Raw genomic sequence first — 14,262 nt, 5'->3', positions numbered from 1 at the left:
GCAAAGCGTTGTTCAGCTCGTAGCGCAGCCCTTCGCGCCCCATGTCAAAAATGTTCCAGTTGGCCTTGCCCGCAGCCGTGTCCAGGAATTTTCCCCTGCGCCCGCCGACATAAAGGATATCGCCCTGGTCGTTGGTCAACACGGCCGCCGGGCAATAGTGCCGCAACAAAAGCTGGTCCGCCAGGGTCTGGAGGCTGGTGCCGGCCATGCGGGCCGGGGGCTGCACGCTGGCAGCCTCCGGCGGATGATGCACAAACGCGGAGGGAAATACGACCGCCTCCGCCACCAGGGGAGCATCGAGCCGCCGGAAGATGTGCGTTTTTTTGGCTAACGGGGCAAACAGATTGGTAAAGGCGCCGATGGTCTCCGCGCTGCCCAGAAACAGAACACCACCGGGATTCAGGCTGTAGTGAAACAAAGGGATGAGTTTTTTTTGCATCCCCTGTTCCAGGTAGATCAAAAGGTTGCGGCAGATCAGCAGGTCGAGCTTGGTAAAGGGCGGGTCCATGATCATATTCTGGCAGGCAAAGATCGCCATCTCACGGATCTCCTTGGCCGCCCGGTAGCCGAGCTCGTCCTTTACAAAGAAGCGTTGCAGGCGCTCAACGGAGACGTCCGCAGCGATGTTGGCCGGATAGACGCCCGCGCGCGCCTTGTCGATGGCATCCCGGTCCAGGTCCGTGGCAAAGACCTGGAGTGAAAAGTTTTCGGCCGGGTTGACCATCTCCAGCGCCTCCTTGAAAACCATGGCCAGGGAATAGGCCTCCTCGCCCGTGGAACAGCCCGATGTCCAGGCCCTGAGCACCCCGCCTTTGGGACGGGCCTTCAGCAGGGCGGGCATGACCTCGGTTTTCAACTGCTCCCACGCCGGCGGGTCGCGAAAAAAGCTGGTGACGCCGATCAGAAGCTCTTTGAAAAGCAGCTCGGTTTCCTGAGGGTTCTCGCGCAGAAACCGGACATAGGTGGCCAGCTTGTCGATCTGATGCAGGCCCATGCGCCGCTCGACACGGCGGTAGATGGTGCTCTTTTTGTACAACGAAAAATCGTGTCCGGTCTTGGCCCGGAGCAGGATAAACACCTTCTCCAGGGTGCTTTGCGTCTTGCTCTCCCGCTCCGGGTCGGACGGGGCGGCCACAGGCGCGTGTTTGATATAGTCGCAGATCCGGCCCGGCAGCGCTTCGACCGGGGCAACCACGTCGGCCAAACCGGCGTCGATGGCGCTTCGGGGCATGCCGTCGAACTTGGCCGAAGCCGGCGACTGCACAAAAACAACCCCGGCTTTCTCCTTGATGGCCCCAAGGCCCAGCGTGCCGTCCGAGCCCATCCCCGACAAGATGACGCCAATGCTGCTCGCCTGGCAGTCATCGGCCAGGGAGCGGAAGAAGAAATCGATGGGCAGGCGCAGTCCGCGGGGCTCGGCCGGTGCAAGCAGGTGCAGCACCCCGTGCAGGATCGACATGTCCTTATTGGGCGGGATCACGTAGACATGGTCCGGTGCGACCCTGTGGCGGTCTTTGACCTGTACGACCGGCATGTCGGTTGTGCGCTGGAGCAGCTCCACCAGGATGCCTTTATGGGTGGGGTCCAGGTGCTGGACGATGACAAAGGCCATACCGCTGCCGTGGGGCACATGTTTCAGAAAAAGATCCAGCGCCTCGAGCCCACCGGCCGAAGCGCCAATGCCCACGATGGGGAATGCTTTTGGAGTTGTCGGTCGCGGCGGTTCCGGCGGCCCTGGCGCCGCCGGTGCATGCTTGCGCGGCTTTGGCCTCGGTTTTGGAGCTGTCTTGGGGCCGGATGATTTCTTCATGGTTGGTACCCCTGTCACGGTGGGCGGCGGCATGCCCGATAAAGCCAGGACTGTGTCGACATCGATCCAGTCCATAGGGTTTTCACGCCAAATCTTTAGGAAAGCGCAACCGCGGTTTCAATTTAATACCACATGCAGGTAGGAATTGCCATAGGTATAAGCCCATGTTTCCCCGCTGTTCCATCGGTTAGTCCATGCGAATCACGATTGCCGCCACCGTCTGAAACGAATCCTCGTATGCATCTGATTATATGGTGCCGGCCTGTCAATGGGATTCCCTGCGCGATCCGCTGATGGTCATGTTTTAAGTTCCCCTGGGGGCGGGGGGCGTACCATGCGACTATTTCTGATCCAGGGTTGCTCTTACTTTGATGCCCAAGTCTTTGATGGAAAAAGGCTTCTGGATAAAATTCACACCTTCATCCAACACACCCCTGTGGGCGATCACATTGGCGGTGTAGCCGGACATGAAGAGGGTTTTGATATCCGGGAACTGCGCGCACAGTTGATCCGCCAGATTGCGACCGTTCATTTCAGGCATGACCACGTCGGTGACGAGCAGGTGAATTTCTCCAGCGTGGTTTCCCGCCAGGCGCAGGGCCTCGCTGGGGGTGCCTGTGGCCAATACCTGGTAACCCAATCTTTCCAACATCTTCTGGCTCATCTTCATGATTGCAGGTTCATCCTCCACCAGGAGCACCATTTCGCCCTGGCCTGACGGGATTGTCGCAACCGTTTCCGTTCCTGTCTTCTCTGCTTCGCCTACATGGGGCGGCAAGTAAATCCTGAATGTCGTTCCATTCCCCGGTTCGCTGTAGACGTTGATGAACCCGTTGTTCTGCTTGACAATGCCGAAGACCGTGGCCAACCCCAGACCGGTACCCTGGTTCACCTCCTTGGTGGTGAAAAACGGTTCGAATATGTTGTCAAGGGTTTCTTTATCCATGCCGCAGCCATCGTCGCTGACGGCCAACAAGACAAAATCGCCGGGGACAAAACCGGCGTGATCAGCGCAATACGCCGCGTCGAATTTCACCATGTGCGTCTCGATGGTGATTTTGCCCACTCCGGCAATCGCGTCGCGGGCGTTGACACACAGGTTGGCCAGTATCTGATCGATCTGGGCAGGGTCCATTTTGACCGGACGCAAGCGCGCCTCGGGTCGCCAGCTAAGATCGATGTCCTCGCCGATGAGGCGCCGCAGCATCGTGAGCATGCCCTCCACGGTCCCGTTCACGTCGAGCACTTTGGGGCTGATCGTCTGCTTGCGGGCAAATGCCAGCAATTGTCTGGTGATCTCGGTGGATCGCATGGCGGCCGTAAAAATTTCATGGAGATTTGCATGCAGCGGATCCGACGGGTCTACCTTTTCCAGGGCCAGTTCCGTGTAACCGATAATGACACTGAGCATGTTGTTGTAATCGTGGGCCACGCCGCCGGCCAACCGGCCCACGGATTCCATCTTCTGGGACTGCTGGAACTGGGCCGCCAGTTTTAAGTTTTCCGTGATATCGCGCTTGACAGCAACATAGCTGACGATGCGGCCCGAAGGGTCGCAAACCGGGGAAATCGTCGCCTCCTCGGTGAAAAAAGTGCCATCCTTGCGCTTGTTGACCATGCGCCCTTGAAAGGTATTGCCGGCGGATATGGTCTCCCACAAGTTTCGATTAAAGTCCGTGCCCTGTTCGCCGCTATTGAGTATGCGCGGGTTTTTCCCGATGGCTTCGTCGCGGGAATAGCCCGTCACCCTTTCAAATGCCGGGTTGACGTATTGGATGGTCCCGTCGGGGTTGGTAATGACAATCATTTCACCGACCTGTTCAATCGCCGCGAGCAGTCGTTCGCGTTCGGCGTCGGCCTGTTTGCGTTCAGTGATGTCGCGAATGTTGCACTGGATGACCTTGGCGTTGTCCACCAGATAAACATTGCTGACGAATTCCACCTCGACGATCCGCCCATCTACGGTTTCCAGGGGCAGATGGTCGTAGCGGATATATGCTTTGTCCTGCAGGGTCTTGAAGGCGTCCTTGGATGCGGCGATGCCGGCGAAGGTGCCGATCTCCCACAGATGTTTTCCCAATAATTCGGTATGCTGACAACCCAGCAGCCGCGACAAGAACGGGTTGATGTCAACTATCTTTCCCGAATCGGCATCGAGAATCAAAATACCGTCCTTGGCGGATTCAAAAAGCCTCCGGTAGCGCTTCTCGGAGTCTATTAATGCTTCTTGCGTTCTTTTGCGTTGAAAAATCTCCCAGGTTACATCCGCAAGGTAGGATACGATCTCCACATCCTTTTCCGTGTAATCGACCGATTTGTTTCCGACGCCCAGGATGGCGACCACCCTGCCTCTACGCATGACGGGAACCACCAATTCTCGAACGACTTCGGCGTGGCCCACGGGCATCCCCTGTTTTTGTTTTAATGCGGCGTAGTCGTTGTGAATCACCGGCTTTTTCCGCCTTGCACCGTCCGCCCAGACGCCGGCTTGTTCGATGGGGTAATGCATCCCTTTGCCTTCGGCCCGGCAGAATTCAGTTAACGTGCGGGTCGACCATTGCTGGAGGGAAAGGGTTTTCTGGTCAGCCTCGACAAAGTGGAAAAATCCGATGGCGCTGTCGACCAGCGCTTGGATTTTATCCAGCGCCCGGGTTATCAGCTCGTTCAGTGTGTGCGTGGCGGCATATTCGATAAGATCGATGCGTATATCGGTCATCTTTTCGACGGGCTGATGTGCGGTATGGTCATGTTTCATGGTCGACTCCGTAGTGTTGATCTCGAACTCGCATCCAAAGCCACAGGGCATTTTTGAGAAACCGCCAGTCCTTGCCGACTATAAAAGCGTAGGTTTCACCTCGCAGACCGGGACTTGTTTCACCGATACGAGCGGTGATCCAATTGTCTCGTTTTATCGTTCCCCTGTTGTCAGGGTGTTTTTTGATCCAGCCGACTCACTGGCATCGACACGCTTTGAACGCATTGAACCCAACGTTCATGCCAGATTGCGCATGATCGGGATTTCAACCCCAGCATTCTGAAATAATTTATTATAATATGGAGATGATGAGAGACAGGCTATAGACGCTGATCGTCAACGGTCATATTTGACCCACGGTCACATACGACCAATTATTTCGGCGGCGGTGAAAACCGAGTTCGGACTATGGCGGGCGTGGACACCCATGGCCGCGTCTTTCCTGACCAGGGTCCCCACGACCACCAGCGCTGCTTCACCACCTTCTCTTTGCGTTTCTCTTCCCTCTGTCCGACGGGTCACACCCGTTTTCGCCCCTGAAGCACCTGGATCACCACCACGATGATGGCGATGACCAGCAGGGCGTGAATGACGCCGCCAAACGTGGTGCCGGTCAACAGTCCCAGCGCCCACAAAACCAGTAGAATCACAAATATGGTCCAAAGCATGGTAGCCTCCTTTTTAACGCCCATCAGATTCCGTTGACAGGCGTTCGTGTTTACTTCCCGCCGACGTCCTTGATCTCGCCGATCTTTTCCTTAACCTTCCCTTTAATATTTTCGGCCTTGCCTTCGGCTTCCAGGTCGCGGTTCCCGACTGTTTTTCCGACGCCCTCCTTGATTTTGCCCTTCACCTGGTGCCACTTGCCTTCCGCCTTGTCCTCGGTGCTTGATTTCATGGCAGACCTCCTGTTGAATAATGGTTTGTATTGATGCTCCCCCGCAAAAGATGGGGCTGTTGTCCGATAGCGCCCGCCCGATTGGCTGAACGCCACTTGATTTCCTCGAATTCGATCGCCGTAATATTGCATAGGCATCCATCGCAGTATGCCTGTTGGGGATGACTTATCGCTTCCCTAAGCAAGAAAAAATCGCGTCCATCTGAGATTCAAATTCGCGATACCTGTCCGAGGGCAGCGAAGAGAGGATTTCAGGCTTTTGGGTAAAATCAGTCAAAAACCTGGCGAGGTCCGGTCCAATGCCGATTCGTCTGATAAAGTCGGCTTTCGACATGGCGGGCCTTATCTCTGCATTCTTATTTGGGTCGTGGTCTTCCATGGCGCACATGCCCTCCGTTATCGATCAATTCGGGTGTTCTCTATTCGACAATTTCCAGCACCGTGCGTCTTTTGATTTTGGCCGAGACGGCTCCGATAAGCGTGCGCATGGCTTGGGCGGTGCGGCCCTGTCTGCCGATAACCTTGCCGATGTCTTCCTTGGCAACACACAATTCCAGCACCGTGGTGTGGTCGCCTTCGATGGCATTGACCCGAACATCCTGGGGGCGGTCCACGAGGGATTGTGCAATCTGAGTGAGCAGCTGATTCATTTGCGTCAATAGTGGATTCATTTTCTATTCTCCTTTGAGTGTTGTTCAGGACTATTCAATTGCCGATGCGTGATGCGCGCAGGTATGAGCAGGTATTCTTGATAAATCTTCTCGCCATCCAAATCCGAAAGCGGCGGCCTGTTTCCAACGGTACAAACGTCAAAATTGATTTTATTGTTCCCCGCTTTGAAATCTCATTGAACACTTTCCGCGGCAAGCCGCGGGAATGTTCCGCCTGTAGCGGCGGTGCTGCGCTGCACCCCAAGGATGAAAATCGATTCCCCGTTCGCTCGCTAACCCCGCCGCAAGCGGTGGGGAATGCACCCGCTATCGCGGTTCAACCCAATTCACCCGGAGCCAAAACCAGGGTAGGGTCATGCAGGCAGTTTAATGGTTCGGGACTTTCGCTGCGCGCATATGGCGGTATACGCAAGATATTTTGAGACCGTTGAATTGCCGCGATTTTCTCGCATCCTTTCATGCACATGTCCTTGGGCATATTGCGCTTGTCGCAGTTCCTGCAAGGTGAAGATATCATCGGGTTCCCTTCACGTCGTCAGTCATGGTGGGGGGTGGGATCCAAATGGACCAAGCACTTATTTCGGTTTCGAGGTAATCAGACAGTCAGCGTTGCGCGTATGCATACCGTGTGAAGATACTGGGCGTCTTTTCCCGTAGACACAATATAATCGAACGACTGTAATTCGGGAAGACGGGACTATCGGGAGGAAAATACGGGGCAAATACCCATACTCTAGGCGCGATTTAAGATAAGATTGAAGATTGGCCCGCTTATTGTGAGCCACCCGAAGCCGGAGCTAACGATGCGCTCGCAGCCGGAGAGCATTGGCTCGGGGCCAATCTCTCCGCGTGGATTTGCGGCACAATCTTGACGGAGTCGTAAAAAGTCGAAATCTCAGATTTATTGTCATCCTCGCGGAGGCGGGGATCCATAAGTTTCAAATAGTTATAGGTTCCCGCCTTCGCGGGAATGACACATCGGGAACTTTTGTCGAGGCCATCAATCTTGCTTCGGTGTGCTTCGCATAGTCGGGAAAACGCCATGCTCAGCAGCAGGCAGGGCTGCCACTGACTTTAAAAAAAATGATTGATTTTAAGCCGCTCCGTCTGGTCAAAATTGCTGCGGCCCTGGCTGTCCGCATGGGTTATGCATTACGCTTCTTTTTCCCGATCCTTGCATCGAACTTTTCTTTGTTGATGATGAAGCGCTCGTGCCGACCTTTGGAAATCAGATCGACGCTCTTTCATCAGCTTCTCCTGCTGCGCCAGGAAACGCAATCCGCCATTGTCGTACCATAAGCAACCCGATTGATGTTGACAGGTTGCGGCTTTTTCAATAAATTCCACCCCGTCGGCAGGCAGCCGGCCCGCAGATTGGCGGCATGACGGGTGGCCTCTTTTGACCCGAGATTGCGATCGCCGCGTTCGAACAACAAGACCTTTACCCTCGGAACGGTTAACGGGATAAAGGCCTTTTTTTATGCGCCATCGGACCAATGGGCATGTACCCCGAAAGTAGATGTTAAATCAACCATAGCAAAAAAGGGAAAATGAAAACCATGCACAAAAAGACGCGATTCTCCATCCTGGTGCTTTTCAGCCTGGCACTGGGCCTGCTTTATTTCTGGCAAGACACGGCGGAAGCGGCCCGGTTGGGGCGCGGCAAATCCTTTGGCAGCAAACCGAGCTACCAGCGCAGTACCCCGTCCCCCTCGCAGAACCCTGCTTCCACCCCGACCAAACCCGGACAGACCACCCAGCAGCAATCCGGAACCGGAACCTCCCCATCATCGATGGGCGGCCGGGGAGGAATGCTGGGCGGTCTGCTCATGGGTGGCTTGATCGGCTCCATGCTGTTCGGTGGCGGACAGGGATCCGGAGGCCCCGGATTGCTGGACCTTCTGTTGATAGGCGGAGGTCTTTTTCTGGTGTTGCGCTTTTTGCGCACCCGACGCATGGCTGAGGAGTCAGCCTCCCCGGGCGGCGCCATGTCGTTTGAGCGCGACCCGGCCCGGGGATGGCGCAGCGCCGCCACCACGCCGTCCGGAGCAACGCTGGCGGCCGCAACGGAGCAGCCGGATTTTCCGCCGGGTTTCGATGCAGATGAGTTTCTGAAGGGGGCCAATGCCATGTATGTCAGGTTGCAGACAGCCTGGGATAAACGTGATCTTGACGATATCCGCCAATTCACTTCAGCCGAGGTCTTTACCGTAATCCGACAGCAGGTTCAGGAAGACCCCACGCCCGGGAAAACCGAACTGCTGTTGATCACCCCGCGCATCATCGACGTGCGTGATACCGACCACCAGACCATTGTTGCCGTGCTGTTCGATGTCATGCTGCGGGAAAACGAAGACGTGTTGTCCAAGCAGGTCCGTGAGCTGTGGCATTTCAGCCAGGAGTTGGACAATCCCGATGCCTTCTGGCTGTTGGAGGGTATTCAGCAGGTTGAACGGTAGGAAACGGCCAACCGCTGACGGATGCCGATGATTGGCGATCCCCAATACGCGGGCACGCTTGAATTGGTGAGCCGGCGACGCCCATTCGTGGGCGTCCCCGGATTTAGCGCTTGATTCGATCGCAAACTAGGGTCGAGATTGCCAAGCGCCACACCCGCATACCGAAGGGCAAGTGAACGCACCCCATCCCTATTACCTGAAGTCTTCCAGAAATCCTTGCAAAAAAGTTTCCATCCCCGCATGCGGAAGTGCTTGGGCAGGAATCAGACCCAGGGTGTAGCCCCGCTGGCGGAAAGGGTCCAGCAGACGGGGGTTGCGGCTGATGACATGCACGGGCACCGACCAGGGCTCGACCGTGTCGGTGAGCTGCAGATTGGGTTGGTGATCCCCCATGATGATGATCAGGGCCTCCGTGGCGACATACTTGGCCAGATAATCTCCTATGGTCTCTAATTCGTAGTCCAGGGAGCGAAGGTAGGCCTCTCCCGCGTTTGCAAGATCGGGCCAGTAAATGGGGTAGTAGACCGGCGCAAGATCGTTGTAGATATGGCCGTCGCCGATCAGGTCCCAATCGGGAATGAAGGGCGGTTGAATATTGAAGGCGGCGTGGCTGCTGATGAGCACGTAGCGCACGAAGAGCGGCTGCCCGCGCCGGGTGAATTCACGTCGGCGCACCCAGTCGAGCACAAATTGGTCCGGCATGGGCGCCCAACCGAAAGTCGGGCCGCCATAGTCGAAATGGCCGGCATAGTAGACCTGTTGGTAGTCGAAATAGGCCCCCTGGGGAAAGGGAAAACGGGAGCCGGGCATCACCGAAACGGTGCGATAGCCGTTTCTCCGAAAATAGGTGGCCATGGGGGGCACGGAGGAGCGCAGCAGCGCCGCGGACTCGAGATCGTTTGCCACCCGCAGCCCGGACTCCAGGGTGTCGTGAGCCAGCCAGGAAGACCCGCCGTAGGTCGGCGACAGCAGATAGGCGGAGACCGCCTTGAACCCATGTTGATCGAGACACTCGGAGAAATCGGTCAGGGTGGCTTCCATGGCCGGGCGATAATGCGGCCGGGTGAAGACGGTGCGGCCGTAGGACTCGACCATGAACAACAGGACATCGGCGCCCTCCAGCCCTTTGAGGGAGAAAGAACCTGCTGCCCTTTCTTTTGCGATTTGCTCCAGGCGGGCGACAAAAGTCCGCGTTTGCGCCAACTGTTCTTTAATCAAGAGGATCTCTTGCCCGAGACGGAGCATGGCCGGCGGGCCGGCCGGATGCCAGCCCCCGACCCATACGGGGCCGAAGATGAGGGCGGATGCGACCAGGAACCCGACCCGGATTTGCTTGTCCGCCAGTGCCCTGGCCGCCGTCCGCCAGGCGTAAGCGCTCGAAGCAATAACTGCCAGGGCCAACGCCAGTGCGGCGGCCGACAGCTTCAGAAACTCCCCTCCACGGGCGGATGTCTTGAGCAGGTCGTAGAGCCCGAAGAGATAGCCGGAATCGATATAGAGGTTGAAGCTCCGGTTGAGATACAAGGGCACCGCCGTATCGCCGATGCGGAACAGGCGCAGCGCCAGAAAGAGAACCGCCGCCGTCAGGCCGGTCCAGAAGAGGGGCCGCTTCCCGCACCAGGCCGCCAGGGCCATCGAAGCGAGCAGCAGCCAGACATCCATGGACGGCAGCAGGAACCGCCAGGAAAGGCCTCCCGGGTAGTCGACGTTCAGCAGCGCACTGAGGAAGAGGAAGGCCGCACCGAGTGCCGGCAGCGGCCGCCACGGCTGCATCCTGATCTTCATGGCAGTGGTCCCTGGCGGCGGGCCACAAGATCGAGGTGGCGGGCCAGCAGGGACAATTCGCCGGCCGCGACCTGCCGGTGCCGTAAACGCGCCCAGGCGGCCAGGCCGGGGGGCGGGCTGTTTTTCTTCGCAAGCGCTCGTTCTACGGTTTCGATGAGGGCATGCAGGAAAAAGGTCTCATCCGTGGCGTAGCCGGCGTTGCGGGGATGGATGACCCAGTCCGAACTTCCCGCGGCCAGCAGTTTCAGGCCGGGGCGTTGCAGGAAGGCCAGGAGTCTTCGACCGGTGCGGCTGGCCCCGGTGAGCCGCGCATCCATGGAGCCATGATACTGCCGGATGATCTCCTGATCGCCATCCCATTCCGGCAGAAAGACGGTGTCGCCGTCGAAGTTGCAGGTAAGATAGGCCAGACCGCTTGCTTTAAGCCGCCGCAAAAGTCGCGGCAGCACGCTGGGAAAGTCCACCAGATCGAGCACCGCGTGGGCGATCAGCAGATCGAAGGAGCCCAGCGTATCGGACCGGTCGGCCAGTTCTTCGGCACTTGCCAGGTCAAGCACAACCGCCACGTCGGCGTCTGCGGTCCGCAGCCGGCATTGGTGTTCTCCGCTCCAGGACAAGGCCTCACCGCGCTTTTGCGCCCATTGCGAAAGCTCTTGGCGGGCGGCGCTGAGTTGGCCCGGGTCGCTGTCGCTGACCACATAAACGGCCGGGCCGGTCAGCATACGTCGCTCCACGACCCGCTCCAGCATGGTGCCGATGCCGGCCCCGACATCGAGAATTTTCAGTGGCCCCGGGCCCGCGGTCTGTGCCAGTGCCAGGCGCAGTGTCTCCCAGACGTGGTGGTTCAAGGCCCGGTCGTCAATGGTCTTCTTGGCGGCCAGGTAGTGGGGGCTAAAACCATTTGGGGTTTTATCCGCCACGGCCGGATGCATCGGGTCGTGGCTGAAGTTATCCTTGGACATGGGTATCCGTCCGTTTTGCCCTTCCCGGCCGTCTCTTCATCTGTCGCAGGAAGCGGTCGATGGCCTGCACGCCATCCTGCCAGGTCGGACTCTTAATGTAGGTCGCCCGGGCGGTAAGGGCCATCCTTAGTAATTCCTCGCGATGGTGATGCAATTTTACGAGCAGCCCCGGCAACCCCGCGCGGTCGCCGGGGCGCAGTAAAAATCCATTGGTCCCATGGCGGATGGTCTCGCCCGCCGCGCCGTCCCGGCAGCCGATGGCCGGCAGACCAAAGGCCATGGCTTCCAAAATGGCGATGCCGAACCCCTCATAGGCGTAGGGCATGCAGAAGAGATGACTCGTGCCAAGAATCTTCACAAGTTCTTCGTCCCGGAGCGGGCCCAGGAACCGGACCGAATCAGCCAGGCCCAACTGCCGGGTGAGCAGTTGGGCCTTTTGTGCGTGGGCCGGGTCGAAGTCCAGACCACCTACGACAGAGAGGCGCCAAACGTCGCGGTTTACCCCGGCCAAGGCATTGAGCAGAGGCAACAATCCTTTTCGGGGAATCACATGGCCCAAAAAGATCAGCTCCAACGGTCCGGGACGGCGGGCCCTCCGACCGATGGCGTCGGCGCAAAGGGGACTTCCGAAACGGTCTCCGGCCGGATAGGCGATCACCTGGGGCCGGTGGTGCGCCACCAGGGAAGCCACGCTGCGCCGGGTGGTCTCCGAGTTGAGAATAAAACCGTCCACCGAGGCCAGAAAGCTGCGTTCGGCCATGGACAGAAGCATATTCTGCCAGCGAGGGCGCGTTTCCTTGCACAGGAGGTGATGCACCAGGGCTGCCACGGGTGGCCCCGCCTGCCGACGCAGCCGCCGATTCACCAGAAAGAGCGACGGATGGCAGAGTTCGTCCTGGATCAGAACATCGAATCCGCCGGTCAACAGCCGGCGGTGAAGCCCTGGAGACAAGCCCCGCCCCAACCGTTGAAGGTAAGATCCGCCGGCCAGGCTGATCACTTCCACCGCATGACCCAGTTCTGCCAAGCCCCGGGCGACGATGCGGTCGTAAAGATAGCCGCCGGTAAGGGTTTCCAGGCTGCCGTAGATGGTGAGACCGATGCGCATCAGAACGTGTCGCGGTAGGAGGTCCAGGCGATCTCATCCTCCCAGATGGTTACGGACAGGGCAACCAATCCAACCTGGGCGAGCCGCTCCCGGAAGCGCTCATGGAGGACGGTGGCCAGACGTTCGATGCTGGGGTTGAGGCCGGCAAAGGCGGCCAGGGCGTTCAAGGTCTGATCCCGAAAATCGGCCACGACCTGATCCAGATGCTGCTCCACCGCGACGATATCCACCAGAAAGCCGTGGTGGTCCAGTGACGCTGCCTCCAGAACCAGCTCCAGCCGGTAGCGGTGGGCGTGTTCGATGTTCTCTGCTCCCCAGTCTCCGCCCACCAGGTAGTGCCGGGCAATGAAGTCGCGTCGCACCCCGAGCGTGTACATCCTGCTCCTCCTTGCTTGAATTTACTTCTGCCCCGCGGGGCGGTAATCGAAAATGACTTGAATCGTCTCGCCCGGGCTGCGGTCGATGAGCGCGTAAGCCGCGTCCGCATCGGCCAGGGCGAAACGCTGGGTGATGCAGGCGCCGGGGCGCACCCGGCGAAGCATTTCCCAGGCCAGTTGCATTCGCCGGCTGGTCGGCCAGCGGCCGGTGAGCTGGGGGGCGATGCTGCTCACCTGGGAGCTGATCAGCGCAACACGGCCGCGGTGGAAGAAGGCACCCAGGTCCAGATCGACCCTTTTGGCGCCATACCAGGAACCCACGACCACCCGGCCACTGTAGCGCGTCAGCGTAACCGCGGTGTCCAGGCCGGCCGGGTTGCCCGAAAGTTCGTATACAAGATCCGCCTGTCCGCCCTGGCCCGGCACCGCGCCCAAGCGCGTCATGAGATCCGGGTCCTCTGGATCGAAGCATTCGCCGGCACCCAGACGCAGGGAGGCCTCGCGCCGCAGCGGGTGCGCGTCCAGGGTCGCCAGCGCGGCCAGTGGAAAACGGGAGAGCAAGGCCGTGGCCAGCAGCCCGATGATGCCCTGGCCGACGACGATAACCCTTTCGCCGATCAGGGGGGCGCCGTCCAGCAGGAGGTTGACTGCGGTCTCCATGCTGGGCAGAAAGAGGGCGGTCTCGTCGTCCAGGTCCGCGGGAATGGGATGCAGTGTCGCGGGTCGGGCGCAGAAGAGGTCCTGGTGGGGTTGAAAGGCGAAAACCCGCCGATTGAGCCATTGGCCCGGCACCGCGGGGCCGGTTGCGATGACCCTGCCCACCGCGCAATAGCCGTAGGCCAGGGGATAGGCAAACGCACCGGCCAGGGCATCAATGCTGGCATCCACCGGTACGCCGGGCGGCCACTGGCCCCGGTAGACCAACATCTCCGTCCCTGGGCTGATGGCCGAACAATGGGTCTGCACCAGGACTTCATCGCCTGCCGGCCGAGGCACGGGCCCGGCGATAACGGCGACCCGCCCCGGCGCTGAAAATTCCAGGCGATGCCGATTCATGGGTCCTGCCATTGTGGTTGGGCCCACAGGATCATGTCCGGGCCACAGGATTGATAGGAGACGGGATCGAAACACAAGAGGGAGCCATTGCCCACGGCCGGGCGATCCAACACCGGCAGGCCGCCCACCAGGCGGGGAGCGATGGTAATGATCATCTGGTCCACCAGGCGGGCTTCAATGAAGCTGGTGATCACCTGGCCGCCGCCTTCCACCATGATGCTCCGGATGCCTATCCGGCCGAGTCGATCGAGCAGATCGGGCAGGTCCACCATGCCGCGCCGGTCGTGGCGGCAGCGGATGAGCTCTGCCCCCCGGCTTTGGACCGCGCCAACCCGCTGGGGATCATGCTTTTCTGTGCAAGCCAGCCAACACCGGCGGTCG

13 protein-coding genes are annotated in these 14,262 nt (G+C 59.0%); 2 read left to right on the top strand and 11 right to left on the bottom strand.

What is annotated here, in order from left to right:
- The 5 genes from R6V78_RS06820 to R6V78_RS06800 form a co-directional block, all read right to left on the bottom strand.
- The coding region (locus R6V78_RS06820) for a chemotaxis protein CheB (RefSeq protein ID WP_410288588.1) at positions 1 to 1,687 on the bottom strand (1,687 nt) is incomplete at its 3' end.
- A gap of 463 nt (positions 1,688 to 2,150) precedes the next feature.
- The gene (locus tag R6V78_RS06815) at positions 2,151 to 4,565 is read right to left on the bottom strand and encodes a PAS domain S-box protein (protein WP_410288587.1); all 2,415 of its coding nucleotides are present in this window, start codon (positions 4,563 to 4,565) and stop codon (positions 2,151 to 2,153) included.
- A gap of 518 nt (positions 4,566 to 5,083) precedes the next feature.
- Positions 5,084 to 5,233: a lmo0937 family membrane protein gene (locus R6V78_RS06810; RefSeq protein ID WP_410288144.1), complete on the bottom strand. Its 150-nt coding sequence runs from the start codon at positions 5,231 to 5,233 to the stop codon at positions 5,084 to 5,086.
- A gap of 50 nt (positions 5,234 to 5,283) precedes the next feature.
- A complete protein-coding gene (locus R6V78_RS06805; RefSeq protein WP_410288586.1) occupies positions 5,284 to 5,463 on the bottom strand; it encodes a CsbD family protein in 180 nt (59 codons plus the stop codon).
- A gap of 419 nt (positions 5,464 to 5,882) precedes the next feature.
- A complete protein-coding gene (locus tag R6V78_RS06800) occupies positions 5,883 to 6,113 on the bottom strand; it encodes a KH domain-containing protein (protein ID WP_410288589.1) in 231 nt (76 codons plus the stop codon).
- A 1,104-nt stretch (positions 6,114 to 7,217) separates the two neighbouring features.
- Here R6V78_RS06800 and R6V78_RS06795 point away from each other — a divergent pair.
- A complete protein-coding gene (locus tag R6V78_RS06795) occupies positions 7,218 to 7,433 on the top strand; it encodes a hypothetical protein (RefSeq protein WP_410288585.1) in 216 nt (71 codons plus the stop codon).
- Between the two features lie 260 nt (positions 7,434 to 7,693).
- The gene (locus R6V78_RS06790; RefSeq protein WP_410288584.1) at positions 7,694 to 8,593 is read left to right on the top strand and encodes a Tim44 domain-containing protein; all 900 of its coding nucleotides are present in this window, start codon (positions 7,694 to 7,696) and stop codon (positions 8,591 to 8,593) included.
- A gap of 192 nt (positions 8,594 to 8,785) precedes the next feature.
- Here R6V78_RS06790 and R6V78_RS06785 read toward each other — a convergent pair whose 3' ends face one another.
- From R6V78_RS06785 to R6V78_RS06760, 6 genes are all read right to left on the bottom strand, one after another.
- The gene (locus tag R6V78_RS06785; protein ID WP_410288583.1) at positions 8,786 to 10,378 is read right to left on the bottom strand and encodes a hypothetical protein; all 1,593 of its coding nucleotides are present in this window, start codon (positions 10,376 to 10,378) and stop codon (positions 8,786 to 8,788) included.
- Positions 10,375 to 11,340 (bottom strand): class I SAM-dependent methyltransferase, encoded by a 966-nt coding sequence (locus R6V78_RS06780; RefSeq protein WP_410288582.1) that lies wholly within the window; start codon positions 11,338 to 11,340, stop codon positions 10,375 to 10,377. Before R6V78_RS06780 ends, R6V78_RS06785 begins: the two co-directional genes overlap by 4 nt.
- Positions 11,327 to 12,448: a glycosyltransferase family 4 protein gene (locus tag R6V78_RS06775; RefSeq protein WP_410288581.1), complete on the bottom strand. Its 1,122-nt coding sequence runs from the start codon at positions 12,446 to 12,448 to the stop codon at positions 11,327 to 11,329. Before R6V78_RS06775 ends, R6V78_RS06780 begins: the two co-directional genes overlap by 14 nt.
- A complete protein-coding gene (locus R6V78_RS06770) occupies positions 12,448 to 12,825 on the bottom strand; it encodes a 6-pyruvoyl trahydropterin synthase family protein (protein WP_410288580.1) in 378 nt (125 codons plus the stop codon). Before R6V78_RS06770 ends, R6V78_RS06775 begins: the two co-directional genes overlap by 1 nt.
- A 21-nt stretch (positions 12,826 to 12,846) precedes the next feature.
- Positions 12,847 to 13,881, bottom strand: coding sequence for a zinc-dependent alcohol dehydrogenase (locus R6V78_RS06765; RefSeq protein ID WP_410288579.1), 1,035 nt, complete (start codon positions 13,879 to 13,881; stop codon positions 12,847 to 12,849).
- A partial coding sequence (locus R6V78_RS06760; protein ID WP_410288578.1) for a RibD family protein occupies positions 13,878 to 14,262 on the bottom strand: 385 nt, incomplete at its 5' end. The genes R6V78_RS06765 and R6V78_RS06760, both read right to left, overlap by 4 nt.

The sequence above is a fragment of the Desulfosarcina sp. genome, from assembly GCF_046496365.1.
Lineage (GTDB): Bacteria > Desulfobacterota > Desulfobacteria > Desulfobacterales > Desulfosarcinaceae > Desulfosarcina.
Note: the sequence above shows the minus strand (reverse complement) of the source record. Positions and strands in the feature narration are given on the sequence as shown.

What these genes read in the sequence shown, in the direction of transcription:
- R6V78_RS06790 (WP_410288584.1), top strand. Translation starts at nt 7,694, where the DNA reads ATGCACAAAAAGACGCGATTCTCCATCCTGGTGCTTTTCAGCCTGGCA.
- R6V78_RS06815 (WP_410288587.1), bottom strand. Translation starts at nt 4,565, where the DNA reads ATGAAACATGACCATACCGCACATCAGCCCGTCGAAAAGATGACCGAT.
- R6V78_RS06810 (WP_410288144.1), bottom strand. Translation starts at nt 5,233, where the DNA reads ATGCTTTGGACCATATTTGTGATTCTACTGGTTTTGTGGGCGCTGGGA.
- R6V78_RS06770 (WP_410288580.1), bottom strand. Translation starts at nt 12,825, where the DNA reads ATGTACACGCTCGGGGTGCGACGCGACTTCATTGCCCGGCACTACCTG.
- R6V78_RS06805 (WP_410288586.1), bottom strand. Translation starts at nt 5,463, where the DNA reads ATGAAATCAAGCACCGAGGACAAGGCGGAAGGCAAGTGGCACCAGGTG.
- R6V78_RS06800 (WP_410288589.1), bottom strand. Translation starts at nt 6,113, where the DNA reads ATGAATCAGCTGCTCACTCAGATTGCACAATCCCTCGTGGACCGCCCC.
- R6V78_RS06765 (WP_410288579.1), bottom strand. Translation starts at nt 13,881, where the DNA reads ATGAATCGGCATCGCCTGGAATTTTCAGCGCCGGGGCGGGTCGCCGTT.
- R6V78_RS06785 (WP_410288583.1), bottom strand. Translation starts at nt 10,378, where the DNA reads ATGAAGATCAGGATGCAGCCGTGGCGGCCGCTGCCGGCACTCGGTGCG.
- R6V78_RS06780 (WP_410288582.1), bottom strand. Translation starts at nt 11,340, where the DNA reads ATGTCCAAGGATAACTTCAGCCACGACCCGATGCATCCGGCCGTGGCG.
- R6V78_RS06775 (WP_410288581.1), bottom strand. Translation starts at nt 12,448, where the DNA reads ATGCGCATCGGTCTCACCATCTACGGCAGCCTGGAAACCCTTACCGGC.
- R6V78_RS06795 (WP_410288585.1), top strand. Translation starts at nt 7,218, where the DNA reads ATGATTGATTTTAAGCCGCTCCGTCTGGTCAAAATTGCTGCGGCCCTG.